The organism is Saccharopolyspora hirsuta (assembly GCF_008630535.1).
Lineage (GTDB): Bacteria > Actinomycetota > Actinomycetes > Mycobacteriales > Pseudonocardiaceae > Saccharopolyspora > Saccharopolyspora hirsuta.
Window position 1 is genome coordinate 315669 of sequence record NZ_VWPH01000009.1, and the last position, 16368, is coordinate 332036.

Here is a 16368-nt window from a genome sequence, read left to right on the forward strand (position 1 = left end):
CCCGACCGGTCGCGTCAGGCCAGTTCGGCGATCACCAGGCTGCCGACCTCGGAGAGACCGCGCGCGGCACCGCGCAGCTCGCGGCCGTAGCGCTTCGCGGCGGTGGTGAGCTCCTCGCGCTCGACCGTCCAGCCGTGCTCTTCGAGCAGAACCCCGGGCTCCGGGCGGTCCTCCTTGCTGAACAGCGCGTTCAGGTCGACGCCCCAGCGCTGCGAATCGCGGGTCGACTCGTCGTCCAGCAGCATCGCGCGCTTCGTGACCAGGTTCTCGACGGCGAACCTGCTGCCCGGGGCGGAGTTGTCGGTGACGCCGCGCACCAGCGACCGCTCGGTCGCGGCGTCCAGGTAGGGGAGCAGACCTTCCGCGATCCAGGCGGTGCGCCGCGCCGGGTCGAACCCGGCTCCGCGCAGGGCGGCGGGCCAGTCCTCGCGCAGGTCCACGCCAGCGGCGCGGCGGGTGCAGCGCGGTTGCGCGCCTTCGGCGGCGAGGACTTCGTCCTTGTACGCCAGGACCTCCGGCTGGTCGATCTCGAAGATCCGGAAGCCGGGCGGCCACGGCAGCCGGAACGCCCGGGTGTCCAGGCCCGACGCCAGGATCACCGCCTGCCCGAAGCCGTCGGCGGCGGCCCGGGTGAGGAAGTCGTCGAAGACGCGGGACCGCAAGCCGATGTAGTCGACCGCGTCCCGGAACCGCGGGCTGAAGTCGGACTCGGCGGTCGGCACCGCAGCTCCCGCAGCGCGCGCCAGCGCCGCCGCGTACGGGTCGTCGACCAGCCTGTTCTCCCGCGCGGACTCCAGCGCCCGAGCGGCGGCGACCATCAGCGCGGTGATGCCCACCCCGGACGAAACGTCCCACTGCCCCTGCGGCACAGCGCCTCCCCCGTCGGTCGTGAGTGGCAAAAACCGCCTCCAGCCGGTCTCGCCACTCACGAGCCCACCGCACCGCACCGGGGTTGGGAAGGCCTTCCGGGAAAATGTGTCGGAGCAGACCTCACGACTCGCGCTGGTCGTACTCGGCGATCGCGCGCTTGGTCGCGCTCATCCGCCACGCCTGCTCCAGGAGTGCGGCGATCTCGGACCAGTCCGGATCGGACGCCTCGTCCAGGTTCGCCCCGACCCAGCCGTGCGGGCCCAGGTAGGCGGGCACGAAGTAGCGGGTGTCGTCGGCGACGAGGCTCTCCTGCTCCCCGGGCGGCGCCTTGACAGCCAGCGCCAGCCGCCCGTCGCCGTGGTGGTCGACGAGCAGCCAGGCGAACCGCTTGCCGCGCAGCAGGAATCCGGTGTGCCCGTGCGAGTCGTCCACCTGCACCCCGGGGAACGCCGCCAGCTCCACGAGCCGGGCGCGCACCCGGCGGCGTTCGTCGTCGTCCCAGCTGGTTCCCACGCGGCCACAGTAGCGGTCAGCTGCGGCGCCAGGCGCGTTCACCGAGCAGGCGCAGGCCGTTGAGGCCGACGATGATCGTGGAGCCCTCGTGCCCGGCCACGCCCAGCGGGAGCGGGAGGTGCCCGACCAGGTCCCACACCACGAGCACGGTGATGAACGCGCCCGCGATCACCAGGTTCTGCTGCACCAGCCGCCGGGCGCGGCGGGACAGCCCGACGACCTTCGGCACCGCCGCCAGCTCGTCGCGCACGACCACCACGTCCGCGGTCTGCAGGGTTAGGTCGGAACCGGCGCGGCCCATCGCGACCCCGCAGTGCGCGGCGGCGAGCGCCGGGGCGTCGTTGACGCCGTCGCCGATCACCATCGTCGGCTGCCCGGATTCCCGCACCGCCGCGACCTTGTCCTCCGGCAGCAGGTCGGCGCGCACGTCGGAGATGCCGACCTCGGCCGCGACCTGCGCGGCGGTGCGCTTGTTGTCACCGGTCAGCAGGACCGGTTCGGCGCTGGTCAGCTCGCGCAGCGACGACACCGCCCCGGCGGCGTCCGGGCGCAGCCGGTCGGCGATGCCGAGCGTCCCCACCACCACGTCGTCCGCGGTGACCACCACCGTCGTGTGCCCGGCGTCCTCCAGCTCTGCGCTTTCGAAGCCCCGAGGGCTGGTCACGGTCACCTTCTTGCCGCCGACGGTCGCCGACACGCCGTGCCCGGGGACGGCCCGGAAGTCCTCGGCGTTCGGGATCACCAACTCCTTCTCGCGGGCCGCGGCGACGACCGCGCGCGCCAGCGGGTGCTCGCTGAGGTGCTCGGCTCCGGCGGCCAGCGCCAGGACCTCGTCGGCGTCCTGACCTGCGACGGGAGCGACGCGCACCACGCGCGGTGTGCCCTCGGTGAGCGTGCCGGTCTTGTCCAGCGCGACCCGCTCGGTCTCGCCCAAGCGCTCCATCACCACCGCGGACTTGACCAGCACGCCGTGCCGCCCGGCGTTGGCGATCGCGGACAGCAGCGGCGGCATGGTGGCCAGCACGACCGCGCACGGCGAGGCGACGATCATGAAGGTCATCGCGCGCAGCAGGGCGCTCTCCAGGTCGTCGCCGAACAGCAGCGGAACGGTGAACACCGCGAGCGTGGCCAGCACGACGCCGACGGAGTAGCGCTGCTCGACCTTCTCGATGAACAGCTGCGTCGGGGCCTTGGTCCCGCTGGCCTCGGCGACCAGCGCGACGATCCGGGCGATGACGGACTCCGAGGCGTCCCGGGTGACGCGCACCCGCAGCGCCCCGGTGCCGTTGAGGGTCCCGGCGAAGACCTCGTCGCCGATCTGCTTGGCCGCCGGCAGCGGCTCGCCGGTGATGGTCGCCTGGTCGACGTCGCTGGCCCCCTCGACGACCTCGCCGTCGGCGCCGATCCGCTCCCCGGGGCGCACCACGATCACGTCGCCGACCTGCAGCTCCGCCGTGTTCACGGTCTCCTCGACACCGTCGCGCACCCGGACGGCGGTCTCCGGCGCGAGGTCGAGCAGGCTGCGCACGGAGTCCTCGGTGCGCGCGGTGGCGAAGGCCTCCAGCGCACCGGAGGTGGCGAAGATGACGATCAGCAGCGCCCCGTCGGTGATCTGCCCGATCGCGGCGGCACCCAGCGCCGCGACGATCATCAGCAGGTCCACGTCGAGGGTCTTCTCCCGCAGCGCCTGCAGCCCGGCCCAGGCGGGTTCCCAGCCGCCGGTGGCGTAGCAGACCAGGTAGAGCGCCCAGTGCAGCCAGGTCGGGCCGCCGAGCAGCTGCACGGCGAGACCGAGCAGGAACGCGACCAGCGACGCGGCGGCCCAGCGCGCTTCGGGCAGCGCGAGCAGGCCGCGGCGGGTCGGTACCGGTTCGGTCCGGGTCGGTGTTCGGTCGGTGACTGCGGTCATCGCACGCCCCTCCGGCGTCAGGACAGCGGGCTTGCTGTCGGACGAGGACCATACATGAACGTCTGATCAGTCATTCATATGTCCTGCGGTCGCTAGACTGCCGGTCATGGGTCATGTGGTCAAGCGCGAGGCAACGCCAACGGCGCGGCTCGACGCCGCCTCGGCAGCCTCCGTCTCGGAGACCCTCCAAGCCCTGGCCACCCCGTCCCGCCTGCTCATCCTCAGCGAACTCCGCCAACGGGAGATGCCGGTCGGAGAACTGGCCGAAGCGGTGGGAATGGAGCAGTCCGCGGTCTCCCACCAACTACGACTGCTCCGCTCCCTGGGCCTGGTGGTGGGCAACAGGTCGGGCCGAAGCGTCGTGTACTCCCTCTACGACAACCACGTCGCCCAACTCCTGGACGAAGCGGTCTACCACATCGAGCACTTGCGCCTCGGCATCCAGGACTGACGACGGGAGTGGCGATTTCGCGCGAAATCGCCACCTGTCAGGCATGGAGAACGCCGATCTCGCGCGAAATCGGCGGTTGGCCGACGAGGTGGGACCGGCCGGGCGGGGCGAGGGGGCATCGCGCCGCCCGGCCGGGGAGGCCCGGTGCCGGGTGTCGGGGAGGGGTCGGCCAACACCGGGCCGGTCTACCAGCGCCGCAAGCCGGCGAGAATCCGTTGCAGGACTGCGGGATTGCGAGTCCAGCCGTCGTCGGCTTCGGCGGGGTGCGGGGTGTCTGCGGTCCCGTCGTTGGTAGGGGTTCGGTCGGCTGCGGGTTGGTGGAGTCGGTGGCGGCCGCTGCCGCTCGTTTCGGCTTCCACGCGGGCGATCAGGTAGTGGACTGTCAGCGCGCCATCTCCGCCTCCGGCGTGCTGTGGCCGACGGGAGTAGAAGCAGAGGCTGGCCCAGAGCGCGAGCGAAGCGGCGGCCAGGACGATGGTCGACCAGACGGCGACGGAGTGCGCGCTCATCCCTTCATCGCCTTCAGCTTGGCGTTGCAGTCCTGGCACGAGGGTGCGCGAATCCAGTCTATTTCGGACGGTTCCGCGATGGCGAACGAGCTGCCGCAGAAGGATTCGCCGTTCACTCCCGCGTCGATGCGCCGACCGCGGAAGGCGTGGCGAACCAAGCCGTAGCTGCTGGAGTCGTCCACGACTGGAAGCCAGTGGTAGCGCTGGTGTTCGTTCGTCCCCGCCATGCCGACTCCTGTCCCGATGCTCTGCGTTGATCCCCGATGGCTCTGAGTTAGACGGTAATGGTTACCGGGTAACAGAGTCGATGTGCGGCGTGCTGATCCGCCTGAACAGGTGATCACGCGCGTTCGATCTCCCGTGCGAAGCTGAGCGCATGGCAGGAACCGCACGGCAAGTTCACTTGGGGCGCCAGCTCCGGCAGCTGCGGACCAACGCGGGTTTGTCCCTGGAGGAAGCGGCAGCGCACCTGGAGCGATCGCGAGCGACGGTGGGCCACTGGGAGCGCGGGCACTCCAGGGTGTCCGCGAAGGACCTCGACGCGCTGCTCAAGTTCTACCGGGCTCCGGAGGACCTAATCGAGCAGCTCCAGCAACTGCGCCGGGAGAGCGGTCAGCGCGGCTGGTGGCAGAGCTACAAGCTACCGCCGTACCTCGCGCCGTTCGTCGGCTTCGAAGCCGAGGCCAGCGAGATCTTCCACTACGAATTGGGCTTGGTTCCGGGGTTGTTGCAGACGGAGGACTATGCAAGGGCGGTGCACGAGGTCGGGCGGCTCAAACTGTCGGACTCCGAGCTCCAGCGGTGGATCGACGTCCGCCTCAAGCGGCAGGAGAGGCTGAACAGCGGCGGTGGCCTGACTCTGCACGCGGTGGTTGCGGAGGAAGCTCTCCACCGCGTGGTCGGCTCCCGATCCGTCATGGTCGATCAGCTCGAGCACCTGATTGCGGTGGGGAAACGGACGACAGTGAACTTGCAGGTGCTGCCGTTTGCGGCCGGTGCGAATGCTGGCTCCGTTGGTCCGATCACGGTTCTCAGGTTCGATGACGCCTCGCATGACGATGTGGCGTTCAGCGATACCCCGCTCGGCGGGCACGTCATCGACGATCTGCGAGATGTGGCGGAGCTTTCGCGGCTGTTCAGCGCGCTTCAAGCGCAGGCGCTTTCATCGGAGGACTCCGAGGATCTGCTGCGTACCATCGCGGATGCGCACGCCGGTTCGAAGGAGTGAGAGACATGAGCACGACACCCACGTGGCGCAAGTCCAGCCGTAGTGCTCAGGCGGGCAACTGCGTTGAAGTCGCTTCCGCGGGCGGGACGGATGCCGCTTTGGTGCGTGACAGCAAGCTTGGTGACGAGTCGCCTGTCCTGTCGTTATCCGAGAAGGCCTTCGGGAGCTTCGTCAGCTCCGTCAAGGCTGGGCGTTTCGATCTGGGTTGAGCGGTTCCCGCGGCAGGTGAAGGGCATCTTCGACCGGTGCAGCTCGGGTCGGAGATGCCCTTCTTCGTGTGGTCGTCAGCTGCGGCGGAGGGCTGTGAGTCCGCCGAGGGGGGGCCGCTGTGATCATGAAGAGGGCGAAGGTGGTGGAGCCGGTGGTCAGGCCGGTTGCGTCGCTGAGGTAGCCGACCGCGACCGGGAGGGCTCCGGCGGGCAGGTAGCCGCCTGCGTTGAACGCGGCGTTGGCCTCTGCGCGGCGTTCGGTCGGGACTTCCGCGCTCAGCATCGACAGGCCGCCGAGCTGGCCGAGGCCTTGGCCCGCGCCCGCCAGCATCGCGGCCGCGACCAGCGGCGGGCGCCAGTACGGCACTGAACGCCGCAGCCAGGTCCGCACCGAAGACCTCAACGCCCGCTTCCCAGGCCTCCTCGACCTCGTCGCGTCGTGGCAACCCCTCGCCGGGTGACGGGCGGAGCGCGTGATCGCTCAGCTCGGGCCGGTGACCTGGCCATTCCGTCGAGATCGACGCCCCGGCCCGCTCGCGTTCCTTCGCTTCACCGGGAGGTCTGGGAGGTTCTTCAGGTCTGGTGCAGTCAGACCTGGTAGCCGTCTTGCCACTCGACGGATCGCGGCCGGAGTCCGGACGAGATGAACTCGCTCACCGCCTGGCGGATCGCGTCCAGCGGGAGCAGTGCGTCGGCCGGGAAGAAGTAGTCGGACTGCGTGTCGAACCGGATCGACGGAGGTTCGTCCGGCGGTGAGTCGGTGAACGACTCCAGCAACTCCCGGTGCTCCCGGCTGGCCCAGTTGAGCGCCCCGTACCCGGCCGCCGGATCGGTCGCGACCCGGAGCTGGGTGCCGGGGAACTCGCGCACGGCACCATCTTCGGACTCGCGGCACGGACGGTCCCACACGTAGACCTTCGATGAGAACTCGGGATGCGGCTCGTCCACGATCGCGCCGACGAGCTCGACGCGCTCTTCCGAGGTGTACGCGTACCGCATCTCGTTGTCGATGATCGCCGACACCACCAGCTCGGTAGGTGCTTGCGTCATGGCTTCGCCTTTCCGTTGAGGGTGATCGGTGACGTGGCGTTGGGGCTCCACACTACGAGGCACGCTCCCTGCGGCAGGATCGCTTGAACGGCTGAACGGCATCCGTAGTCACCGCCGCACACCGAGTTGTTGACCACGACGACTCCGAAGGTCTGACCGGAGTCGCGCATCCTCTGCGCGGCCTTGGTCTCGACGTGCGACGCGGCCGCCGGAGAGCCGTTCGGGCTGGGCATGTCCGGGAAGTGTTCGGAGTTGATCAGCATGACGGCGGCCGTGTGCGACTCCTGGTCGGTGCCGGACACCAGCGGGGTTCGTGTGCCGTCGGTGTCGATGAACGTGCCGTGCGTCGGTCCGTCATGCTCCCGCTTCGGGAGCTCGGCCAGTCGGTTCCGCGCCCATTGCGGATCTCTGGCCGCAGCCTGAATCCCTTGCGACTTCGTCGCGGACGGGTGCGCCACGCTGGGCGGTGTCGAGTCCACGGCTTCGCGTACTTCGAGGTTCTGCCGGTAGGCCGTGACGGTGTCGAGCACCCGGCGGCCCGCCTGATAAGCGCGGATCAGGTTGTCGTTGATCGACCCCAGTGTGCCGAGCAGTTCGTGGGCTTCCAGCGCATTGGTGCCGTCCAGCGCGGACCGCAGTGCCTCCGCGCCCTCGTCCGTTGCATCCTGAGCGGACGTGACTCGTTCAAGGGCATCGGTAATCCGGCCGATCACCTGCGCCAAGGCTTGATCGAGTTCACCGAGCGCCGACACTGCGTTGCCTGCAATCGGCCGGTGCAGCTCTTGGCCGTGTTCGTCGCAGCCCCATCTCCGAGCCGCTCAGCTCAGGCCGGTGATCTGGCCGTGCTCGTCGATGTCGATGGACTCCGCCGCTGGGTGGGAGCCGAGGCCTGGCATCGTGCGCATCTCTCCGCAGATCGGGTAGATGAAGCCCGCTCCGACCGAGGCTCGGACCTCGCGGACCGGGAGGGTCCAGCCCGTCGGGGCGCCGAGGAGGGTCGGGTCGGAGCTCAGGGAGAGGTGGGTCTTGGCGATGCAGACCGGGAGGTTGCCGTAGCCGTTGGCCTCGTAGCCGTCCAGGGCTCGGGCCGCCGCCGGGAGGTAGGAGACGCCGTCCGCTCCGTAGACCTTCGTCGCGATCGTCTCGATCTTGGTGCGCAGGTCCGCCGAATCCGGGTACAGCAGCTGGAAACCGCTCGGTTCCTCGGCCGCCGCCACCACCGCTTCGGCCAGCTCCAACGCGCCCTTGCCGCCTTCCAGGAAGTGGTTGCTGACCGCCACCCGCGCGCCTTCGGCCTCGGCGACTTCGCGGATCGCGTCGTGCTCGCTGTGGTAGTCGGTGGGGAAGGCGTTGATCGCCACCACCGGCGAGACACCGTGCAGGCGGATGTTGTCGATCTGCTTGCGCAGGTTCGCCGCCCCGGCGCGCACGTCGTCCGGGTTCTCCGCCAGCATCGCGGCGGGCAGCGGTTTGCCCGCGACCACCTTGTACCGCCCCGAGTGCGCCTTCAGCGCGCGGACCGTGGCCACCAGGACCGCCGCGTCCGGGCGCAGGCCGGAGGTGCGGCACTTGATGTTGAAGAACCGCTCGGCACCCATGTCCGCGCCGAAACCCGCTTCCGTCACCACGTAGTCCGCGCAGCGGCTGGCGATCCGGTCGGCCACCACCGAGGAGTTGCCGTGCGCGATGTTGCCGAACGGCCCGGCGTGCACCAGGACCGGCGTGTTCTCGGTGGTCTGCATCAGGTTCGGCTTGATCGCCTCGCGCATGATCACCGCCATCGCGCCGCCCGCGCGCAGCTGCTCGGCGCTGACCGGCTCGCCGTCGCGGGTGTAGCCCACCACGATCCGGCCCAGCCGCTGCCGCATGTCCTGCAGCGACGTGGACAGCGCCAGCACCGCCATCACCTCGCTGGCCGCGGTGATGTCGAAGCCGGTCTGCCGGGGCGTGCCGTCGGCCCGGCCGCCGAGGCCGATGACGATGTTGCGCAGGTCGCGGTCGTTGACGTCCAGCACCCGCCGCCAGGTGATCCGGTGCGGGTCGACGCCCAGCGAGTTCCCCTTGTGCAGGTGGTTGTCCAGCATCGCGGCCAGCAGGTTGTGCGCCGCGGTGACCGCGTGCATGTCGCCGGTGAGGTGCAGGTTCAGCGCCTCCATCGGCACCACCTGGCTGTAGCCGCCACCGGCCGCACCGCCCTTGATGCCGAACGTCGGGCCCATCGACGGCTGCCGGACGGCGATCGCGGACCGCTTGCCGAGGTGCCGCAGCGCCTGGCCGAGCCCCACCGTCGTGGTCGTCTTGCCCTCGCCCAGCGGGGTGGGCGTGATGGCCGAGACCACGATGTAGCGGGCCGTCGGTTCCTCGGGCAGCTCCTCCAGCGCGTCCAGCGAGATCTTCGCGACGCTGCGCCCGTACGGTTCGAGCAGGTGCGCCCCGATGCCCAGCTGCGCCGCGACGTCCTCCAGCGGCTTGAGCGCGGTGGCGCGGGAGATGTCGAGGTCGGAGGGGATGTTCATGCCGGTACCTCCCGGAGTCGGGCGACCAGGTCGTGGCGCCACTGCACCGTCTTCGCGATCTCGTTGAACGTGAAGAAGTGCCAGCCCGCGATTCCGGCGGAGGGGTCGACGAGGTGGGGGGAGAGCTCGTCGAGCAGCTCGTCCGGCGTGTAGCGGGTGAGCAACTTCGACACTACGCCGTGCTGCTTGCGCAGGTAGCGCATCGACTCGCCCAGCCCGATCTTCAGCGAGATCCGCAGCAGCCGGTGCGCGTCCACCACGCCCGGCACGCCGACGAAGATCGGCAGCTGCACCCCGCGGGCGCGCACCGCCTTCACCCAGGACGCCACGGTCTGCGGGTCGTAGCAGATCTGCGAGACCACGTAGTCGGCGTAGCGGGCCTTCTCGGCCATGGCCCGCACGGTGGTGGCGTCGGCGATGAACGCGTGCCGCTCCGGGTAGCCGGTGATGCCCACCCGGGCCGGACGCCGCCCGAGCTCGTCCATCGCGCGCAGCAGCGCGAGCGCGTCCGGGAACTCCCCGCGCGGCTCGGGGGAATCCCCGGCCACCGCGAAGACCTCGGTGATGCCGAGCCCGTCCAGGCGGTCCAGCAGAGCGGTCAGGTGCGAGCGGTCGCCGATCATCCGGGCCGCCAGGTGCGGCACCACGTGCAGATCGCGCTCCCGCAGCCGGGCGGCGAGGTCCAGGGTCGCCTCGACGCCCTTGGCGGGCGAGGCCGTGACCGTCACGGTGGTCCCGGCGGGCAGCAGCTCGGCCTGCGCGACCGCGCCCTTCAGCGGCAGCACCTCGAACCGGGCGTTGTTCAGGGACTGCTCCAGGAGTCCGGCATTGGCCGTCATCGCCCCTCACCTCCCGCGCCGGTGCCGACCGCGATGTTGTTCGGCCTGGTGGGCGACCGTGGGTACTTTGTGGCGCTATAGCCCCGCAAAGTGCTCACGGGTCCGCCCCGCACTGCTGTGCCAGCCATCGCGATCAGCCCTCCCTACGCCGTGCGGACCAGGGCCTTGGGGATGTCCTTGGTCGGGTCCAGGAACGGCTTCCCCACCACGACCGCCTCCTGCGGGCCGTGCTGGGTGTGCACCACCAGCTCGGTGCCCAGCTCCTGGTAGGCGATCGGCACCATCGCGTAGCCGATGTTGCGCTCCAGGCGCGGCGAGTAGCAGGCCGAGGTGACCTCGCCGATGCGCAGGCCGCGCGGGTCGTGCACGTCGAAGACGTCGATCATCTCGCCGTCGTTGAACGAACCCACGCCCGGTCCGCCGATCTCCACGCCGACCAGCTTGCGGCTGATGCCCTCGGCCTTGATCCGCTGCAGCGCGGCCTTGCCGATGAAGTCCGCCTCCTGGTCCAGGTCGACCATCCAGGTCTTCTCGAAGCCGTAGCCCACCTCGAACGGGTTGGTGTCGTAGGTGATGTCGCAGCCCCACGACAGGATCCCGGCCTCGATGCGCCGGATGTGGCACGGGCCGATCACCCGCAGGTCGTGCGGTTCGCCCGCCTGCCAGATGGTGTCCCACAGCCGAACCCCGTCGCGGCTGGCGTTGTGCAGGTAGATCTCGTAGCCCAGCTCGGCGGTGTAGCCGGTGCGGGAGACCACCACCTGCATGCCGTCCAGCTCGCGCTCCACCGCGTAGTAGTAGGGCACGTCGAGGATGTCCTCGCCGAACAGGTCCACCATCACGTCGCGCGACTTCGGGCCCTGGATCTGCACCGGTCCGACGTCCGGTTCGCGGATCTGCACGTCCATCCCGAGGTTGTGCGCCAGGCCCTTGGCCCACAGCAGCACGTCGCTGTCGGCCAGCGACAGCCAGAAGTGGTTCTCGCCGAGCCGCAGCAGCACCGGGTCGTTGATGATGCCGCCGTCCTCGGCGGTGACGAACACGTACTTGCACTGCCCGACCTTGCACTTGTTCAGGTCGCGGGGCACGAGCATGTTGGTGAACTCGAACGCGTCGGGGCCGGTGATCTCCACCTGCCGCTCGACGCCGACGTCCCACAGCGTCACGCCCTCCAGCAGCGCCCAGTACTCGCCGACCGGGTCGCCGTAGTGCCGCGCGTGGTAGGTGTGGTTGTAGACGCTGTACAGGCCGACGCCGTGCCGCCGCGAGGCGTAGAAGAACGGCGACTTGCGGATCCGCGGGTAGAGCAGGACTCCGGGGTTCGGGTTGATGCTCATGATTAGCTCCTATGAGGTCCGGGCGGTGGGTAGCCGCTACCCGCACCGCTGGTCGGGCACCACGGGCGGGCGTGTGCAGGTGGAACGCCGAATCCGCTGATCAGCAGCGCATTCTGGTCATCTCGGGGTCGAACACGGGGTCAGCGGCGACCGTCGCCGGGTGCCGCTGGTCGAAGTAGGACACCCGCACCGGGGTGCCCGGCTGGGCCAGCTCGGCGGGCAGCCAGGCGTAGGCGAGGCTGGCGCCGACGCTGTACCCGTAGCCGGCGCTCGTGGTGTGCCCGACGGGCGCACCGTCGGCGAACACCGGCTCGGAGCCCATCAACACGGTGCCGTCGTCGATCGTCAGACAGCACAGCCGCCGCCGCGGGGCGCTCTCCCGGCGCCGCAGCAGCGCGTCCCGGCCGATGAAGTCGCCCTTGTCGGTCTTGACGGCGAAGCCGAGACCCGCTTCATCGGGATCGTGCACGCTCCACATGTCCGCCCCCCAGGCCCGGTACCCCTTCTCCAGGCGCAGCCCGTTGAACGCGCCGCGCCCGCCGGGGAAGATGCCGTGCTCGGCACCCGCCTCGGCCAGCAGGTCCCACAGCCGACGACCGAATTCCGCGGAGGTGTAGAGCTCCCAGCCGAGTTCGCCCACATAGGACAGCCGCAGGGCGACCACCGGGACCTCGCGCACGTGGAGCCGCTTGGCGCGGAAGAACCGGAACGCCTCGTTCGAGACGTCGCGATCGGCCAGCGCGGCGAGCACGTCGCGGGCCCGCGGGCCCCACAGCCCGATGCAGCAGGTGCCGCCGGTGATGTCGCGGACCTGCGCGGTCTCGTCGGCGTGCCGCCGCAGCCAGGCGATGTCGCGGGGTCCGTTGCAGCCGACCTGGAAGGTGTCCCGGTCGAGGCGGGCCACCGTGATGTCCGCGCGGATCCCGGCCGTGGGCTCCAGCAGCAGCGTGTAGGTCACGTAGCCGGGTGGCCGGTCGAGCTGGTTGGTGGTCAGCCGCTGCAGCAGGTCGAGCGCACCGCGCCCGGTGACTTCCGCCCTGGCCAGGGAAGTCATGTCGTACATCGCAACTCGCTCGCGGGTGGCCTGGTGTTCGGCGCCGACGATCGGGGACCAGTAGCGCCCTGCCCACGGACCAGGTTGGACGATGTCCCGGCCGTCGACCAGGGACTTGTTGCTCTCGTACCAGTGCGGCCGCTCCCAGCCGTTGGCCTCCAGGAACACCGCGCCGAGCTCGCGCTGGCGGTCGTGGAACGGGCTGGTGCGCAGCGGGCGCGGGTGCTCCGGCGGCTGCTGCGGGTGGATGACGTCGTAGACCTCGCGGAAGCTCTGCGCCCCGCGCTCGGCCACATAGGACGGGCTGTGCGCGAAGTCCTCGAAGCGGCGCAGGTCGGCCTGCCGCAGGTCGATCTCGGGCACCTGGCCGGTCAGCCACTGCGCCATCACCTGGCCGACCCCACCGGCGTGGGTGATCCACACGGCCTCGGCGACCCAGAAGTTGTCGATCTCGTTGGAGGGCCCCAGGACCGGCATCCCGTCGGCGGTGAACAGGAACAGGCCGTTCATGCCCTCGGTGACCTCGGTGCGGCGCAGCACGGGCAGCAGGTCGCAGGCGTCCTGCCACGGCTTGGCGAAGTCCTCCGGGGTGAACGGCTGGACCGACGCCATGCCCTTCCAGCCGCCGCCCTCGGACGGGGCCTCGGCCCCGCCGCCGGGGGCCGCGGTGGGCAGGATCTCGCTGCTGTCCACCGGAATCGCCCGGTGCTGGTAGGAGCCGACGCCGTAGCGGTCGTGGATCTGCCGGAAGTACATCGACCGGTCCTGGTGCCGCAGGATCGGCTGCTCCACCTCGTCGCGAGCGGCCACCAGCCCCGGCACCGAACCGGTCACCGCGTACTGGTGCGCCAGCGGTTGCACCGGGATCGACACCCCGGCCAGCCGACCGATCTTCGGGCCCCAGATCCCGGCGCAGCACAGCACGGTCTCCACCGCGACGTCACCGCGGGTGGTGCGCACGGCGCGGACCTTCCCGCTCTGGACGTCGAAGCCGATCACCTCGGTGTTACCGGCGAACCGCACGCCGAGCCGCTTCGCCTCGCGGGCCATGGCTTCCGCGGCGCGCACCGGTTTGGCGATGCCGTCGGTGGGCACGTGCAGGCCGCCGTGGATGCGGGCCGCGTCGATCTGCGGGATCCGCTCCTGGACCTGGCGCGGGTCGAGCAGCTCGCCGCGGATGCCCCAGGCGGTGGCCAGGCCGAGCTTGCGCTTGAGGTCGTCCCAGCGCTCCGGCGTCGCGGCCACCTCGATCCCGCCGACCTGGTGGAAGCAGGGGCGGCCGTCGAGCTCCAGCCCGGCGTAGGTCTCGACGGTGCGGGCGGCCAACCGGCTCATCGTCTCGGACGGGTTGGTCTGGAAGACCAGGCCCGGCGCGTGGGAGCTGGAACCGCCGGTGGCGAACAGCGGTCCCTGCTCGACGACGAGGACGTCGGTGACTCCGAGACGCGCGAGGTGGTAAGCGGTGCTGCATCCCACGATGCCCGCGCCGACGAGGAGTACTTGGGCGCTGGAATCCATAGCTGCCGCCTTGTTGCGTCTACGACAACTCCCTGCGTATACCGCAACAGTGCGCCTCCGGGAGGGGGCGCGTCAAGGACACGGCAGGGCCAATTTGGCCGTCGGCCGAATCGGGGTCCCGACCTCCGCGGAGGTCGACGATCAGTGGCCTCCGTTGACCTTTCCGGGGGCTGCCGACCACGATCGGACCAGCCCGATCCCGTTACCCCTGAAGGCAAACCCGGCGCAGAGCCGTCCGCGGCGCGCAGTCCGGCCGGACTGGCTTCTGCCCGCAACTGGCACCGCGCCGTGCCGGAACGTTCGTCAGGCATGGGCAAAACCGGCGCGCAGCCCCGCCTGCGGCCCGGCGTCAGATGGCCTGGCGGATGGACTTCTCGAAGTGGTCGACGTGGGCGACCGCGATGCGGTCGGCCCGGTCGGCGTCGGCGGCGATGATCGCCTTGAGCAGTTCCGCGTGCTCCTCTACGTGCTCGGCGACGTTCGGCAGCCGGTCGAAGAACAGGTGCCAGATGCGCAGGGCCAGGTTGTAGTAGTGGCCGAGGGTGGTTTCCAGGTAGCGGTTGTGGGTGCAGCGGTAGATCGTGCGGTGCACCCGGGCGTCGACGTCCATGATCACCGCCTGCTCGCCGTCCAGGTCCTCGGCGAGCGCGCGCAGCTCGTCCAGTTCGGACCGCTCCGCGTCGGTGGCCCGCTCGGCGGCGCGGCGCGCCGCGTGGCCCTCCAGGCGGTGGCGGACGTCGGCGATCAGCGCGTGGTCGGTGATGTTGACCTCGGTGACGAAGGTGCCGCGGCGCGGGTAGATCGCCACCAGCGACTCGGCCTCCAGCCGCTTGACGGCCTCCCGGAACGGGGTGCGGCCGATGCCGAGCTCGCCGGTCAGCGGCTCCTCGGGCACCGGGGAGCCGGGCGGCAGCTGCAGGGTCAGGATCAGGTCGCGCAAGGTCAGGTAGGCGCGCTCGGCCTGCGACGGCTGCTCGCCGGATCGGGAATTGACGGCTGCGCACACGTCTCGTAGCCTACCCCACAGACTGATATATCAGTTCGCCGACAACTTCCGCCCCATCCGATCCCACTGGTCACTCCCGTCTTTCGCGTTGGAGGCCGCGGTGGTCACCACCCCCTTGCCCGAGCCGCCGCCGAAGCTGTGGCGCAACCCGGAACCGAAGCGGCACTACGACGTGGTGATCGTCGGCTCCGGCGGTCACGGCCTGGCGACCGCCTACTACCTGGCCCGCAACCACGGCATCCGGGACGTCGCGGTGCTGGAGCGCGGCTGGCTGGCGGGCGGGAACATGGCCCGCAACACCACGATCATCCGCTCCAACTACCTCTTCGACGAGAGCGCCGCGCTCTACGACCACGCGCTGAAGCTGTGGGAGCAGCTGCCCGCCGAGCTGGACTACGACTTCCTGCTCAGCCAGCGCGGCGTGCTCAACCTGGCGCACACCGAGCAGGAGGTGCGCGACTCGCGGCGGCGGGTGTTCGCCAACCAGCTCAACGGGATCGACGCCGAGTGGGTGGAGCCCGCGGAGATCGCCGAGCTGTGCCCGATCCTGAACCTGTCCGCCGACGTCCGGTACCCGGTGCTGGGTGCGACCCTGCAGCGCCGCGGCGGGATCGCCAAGCACGACCACGTGGCCTGGGCGTTCGCCCGCAAGGCCGACGAGATGGGCGTGGACTTGGTCCAGGGCTGCGAGGTGACCGGGTTCCTGCTCGACGGCGACCGGGTCACCGGGGTGCGGACCTCGCAGGGCGCGATCAGCGCTGGTCGCGTCGCGCTGGCCGCGGCCGGGCGGACCTCGCTGCTCACCGACCAGCTCGGCCTGCGCCTGCCGCTGCAGAGCCACCCGCTGCAGGCGCTGGTGTCCGAGCTGCTGGAGCCGGTCCACCCGTGCGTGGTCATGTCCAACCACGTGCACGTCTACTGCAGCCAGGCGCACAAGGGCGAGCTGGTGCTCGGTGCGGGCATCGACAGCTACAACGGCTACGGCCAGCGCGGCTCGGTGCACGTGATTGAGCGGCAGATGGCGGCGGCGCTGGAGCTGTTCCCGATCTTCGCGCGGGCGCACGTGATCCGGACCTGGGCGGGCACTGTGGACGTCACGCCGGACGCCTCGCCGATCATCGGCCCGACGCCGTACGAGAACCTCTACCTCAACTGCGGTTGGGGGACCGGCGGGTTCAAGGCGACGCCGGGCGTGGGCTGGGTGTACGCGCACACGATCGCCACCGGACGACCGCACCCGCTCAACGAGCCCTACGGCCTGAAGCGGTTCCGGACCGGCGCCCTGATCGACGAGCACGGCGCCGCCGCAGTCGCCCACTAGCCGCGATTTCCGTTGGAGCCTCAAGGGAAACGCGGGAC

The 16368-nt window shown here is 70.4% G+C and carries 16 protein-coding genes; 4 read left to right on the forward strand and 12 right to left on the reverse strand.

Features of this window, described 5'->3' with window-relative positions:
- Positions 1-14 precede the first annotated feature (14 nt).
- From F1721_RS21375 to F1721_RS21385, 3 genes are all read right to left on the reverse strand, one after another.
- Positions 15-818 carry an SAM-dependent methyltransferase gene (locus tag F1721_RS21375; RefSeq protein WP_150068583.1) on the reverse strand — a complete coding sequence of 268 codons (804 nt, stop codon included), beginning with the start codon at positions 816-818 and terminating at the stop codon, positions 15-17.
- A gap of 172 nt (positions 819-990) precedes the next feature.
- On the reverse strand, positions 991-1383 hold the full coding sequence (locus F1721_RS21380; protein ID WP_170301558.1) for an MmcQ/YjbR family DNA-binding protein: 393 nt from the start codon (positions 1381-1383) through the stop codon (positions 991-993).
- Between the two features lie 16 nt (positions 1384-1399).
- On the reverse strand, positions 1400-3292 hold the full coding sequence (locus F1721_RS21385; RefSeq protein WP_150068501.1) for a heavy metal translocating P-type ATPase: 1893 nt from the start codon (positions 3290-3292) through the stop codon (positions 1400-1402).
- 106 nt (positions 3293-3398) lie between these two features.
- Here F1721_RS21385 and F1721_RS21390 point away from each other — a divergent pair, with 106 nt between their 5' ends.
- The gene (locus tag F1721_RS21390; RefSeq protein ID WP_150068502.1) at positions 3399-3743 is read left to right on the forward strand and encodes an ArsR/SmtB family transcription factor; all 345 of its coding nucleotides are present in this window, start codon (positions 3399-3401) and stop codon (positions 3741-3743) included.
- 505 nt (positions 3744-4248) lie between these two features.
- On the opposite strand, the gene F1721_RS21400 is transcribed toward F1721_RS21390, so the two are convergent.
- The gene (locus F1721_RS21400) at positions 4249-4479 is read right to left on the reverse strand and encodes a hypothetical protein (protein ID WP_150068504.1); all 231 of its coding nucleotides are present in this window, start codon (positions 4477-4479) and stop codon (positions 4249-4251) included.
- A gap of 149 nt (positions 4480-4628) precedes the next feature.
- On the opposite strand from F1721_RS21400, the gene F1721_RS21405 reads away from it, so the two are divergent.
- Positions 4629-5480, forward strand: a complete 852-nt coding sequence (locus tag F1721_RS21405; RefSeq protein ID WP_150068505.1) for a helix-turn-helix domain-containing protein — start codon at positions 4629-4631, stop codon at positions 5478-5480.
- A gap of 5 nt (positions 5481-5485) precedes the next feature.
- Complete coding sequence (locus F1721_RS21410; protein WP_150068506.1) at positions 5486-5689, forward strand: DUF397 domain-containing protein; 204 nt, start codon at positions 5486-5488, stop codon at positions 5687-5689.
- On the opposite strand, the gene F1721_RS35530 is transcribed toward F1721_RS21410, so the two are convergent.
- The 8 genes from F1721_RS35530 to F1721_RS21455 form a co-directional block, all read right to left on the reverse strand.
- Entirely contained in the window at positions 5661-6080 is a 420-nt protein-coding gene (locus tag F1721_RS35530) for an MFS transporter (RefSeq protein ID WP_425474412.1), read from the reverse strand. The two genes, F1721_RS21410 and F1721_RS35530, sit on opposite strands and share 29 nt — an antisense overlap.
- Before the next feature lie 197 nt (positions 6081-6277).
- Positions 6278-6739, reverse strand: a complete 462-nt coding sequence (locus F1721_RS21425; RefSeq protein WP_170301559.1) for an Imm1 family immunity protein — start codon at positions 6737-6739, stop codon at positions 6278-6280.
- The gene (locus tag F1721_RS21430) at positions 6736-7491 is read right to left on the reverse strand and encodes a DddA-like double-stranded DNA deaminase toxin (RefSeq protein ID WP_170301560.1); all 756 of its coding nucleotides are present in this window, start codon (positions 7489-7491) and stop codon (positions 6736-6738) included. The genes F1721_RS21425 and F1721_RS21430 overlap by 4 nt, the downstream gene beginning before the upstream one ends.
- 66 nt (positions 7492-7557) lie before the next feature.
- Positions 7558-9255 (reverse strand): formate--tetrahydrofolate ligase, encoded by a 1698-nt coding sequence (locus F1721_RS21435; protein WP_150068509.1) that lies wholly within the window; start codon positions 9253-9255, stop codon positions 7558-7560.
- Positions 9252-10094 carry a methylenetetrahydrofolate reductase gene (locus F1721_RS21440; protein ID WP_150068510.1) on the reverse strand — a complete coding sequence of 281 codons (843 nt, stop codon included), beginning with the start codon at positions 10092-10094 and terminating at the stop codon, positions 9252-9254. Before F1721_RS21440 ends, F1721_RS21435 begins: the two co-directional genes overlap by 4 nt.
- 143 nt (positions 10095-10237) lie before the next feature.
- On the reverse strand, positions 10238-11431 hold the full coding sequence (locus F1721_RS21445; protein ID WP_150068511.1) for a glycine cleavage T C-terminal barrel domain-containing protein: 1194 nt from the start codon (positions 11429-11431) through the stop codon (positions 10238-10240).
- A gap of 100 nt (positions 11432-11531) precedes the next feature.
- Positions 11532-14003: a GcvT family protein gene (locus tag F1721_RS21450; RefSeq protein ID WP_150068512.1), complete on the reverse strand. Its 2472-nt coding sequence runs from the start codon at positions 14001-14003 to the stop codon at positions 11532-11534.
- A 349-nt stretch (positions 14004-14352) separates the two neighbouring features.
- Positions 14353-15009 (reverse strand): GntR family transcriptional regulator, encoded by a 657-nt coding sequence (locus tag F1721_RS21455; protein ID WP_150068513.1) that lies wholly within the window; start codon positions 15007-15009, stop codon positions 14353-14355.
- Between the two features lie 100 nt (positions 15010-15109).
- On the opposite strand from F1721_RS21455, the gene F1721_RS21460 reads away from it, so the two are divergent.
- Complete coding sequence (locus F1721_RS21460) at positions 15110-16330, forward strand: sarcosine oxidase subunit beta family protein (RefSeq protein ID WP_150068514.1); 1221 nt, start codon at positions 15110-15112, stop codon at positions 16328-16330.
- The last annotated feature ends 38 nt before the right edge of the window (positions 16331-16368 follow it).

Bases quoted from the DNA above. Each gene is read 5' to 3' on its own strand.
- F1721_RS21385 (WP_150068501.1), bottom strand. From the start codon at position 3,292: ATGACCGCAGTCACCGACCGAACACCGACCCGGACCGAACCGGTACCG.
- F1721_RS21375 (WP_150068583.1), bottom strand. From the start codon at position 818: ATGGTCGCCGCCGCTCGGGCGCTGGAGTCCGCGCGGGAGAACAGGCTG.
- F1721_RS21410 (WP_150068506.1), top strand. From the start codon at position 5,486: ATGAGCACGACACCCACGTGGCGCAAGTCCAGCCGTAGTGCTCAGGCG.
- F1721_RS21400 (WP_150068504.1), bottom strand. From the start codon at position 4,479: ATGGCGGGGACGAACGAACACCAGCGCTACCACTGGCTTCCAGTCGTG.
- F1721_RS21405 (WP_150068505.1), top strand. From the start codon at position 4,629: ATGGCAGGAACCGCACGGCAAGTTCACTTGGGGCGCCAGCTCCGGCAG.
- F1721_RS21450 (WP_150068512.1), bottom strand. From the start codon at position 14,003: ATGGATTCCAGCGCCCAAGTACTCCTCGTCGGCGCGGGCATCGTGGGA.
- F1721_RS21440 (WP_150068510.1), bottom strand. From the start codon at position 10,094: ATGACGGCCAATGCCGGACTCCTGGAGCAGTCCCTGAACAACGCCCGG.
- F1721_RS21425 (WP_170301559.1), bottom strand. From the start codon at position 6,739: ATGACGCAAGCACCTACCGAGCTGGTGGTGTCGGCGATCATCGACAAC.
- F1721_RS21445 (WP_150068511.1), bottom strand. From the start codon at position 11,431: ATGAGCATCAACCCGAACCCCGGAGTCCTGCTCTACCCGCGGATCCGC.
- F1721_RS21435 (WP_150068509.1), bottom strand. From the start codon at position 9,255: ATGAACATCCCCTCCGACCTCGACATCTCCCGCGCCACCGCGCTCAAG.
- F1721_RS21390 (WP_150068502.1), top strand. From the start codon at position 3,399: ATGGGTCATGTGGTCAAGCGCGAGGCAACGCCAACGGCGCGGCTCGAC.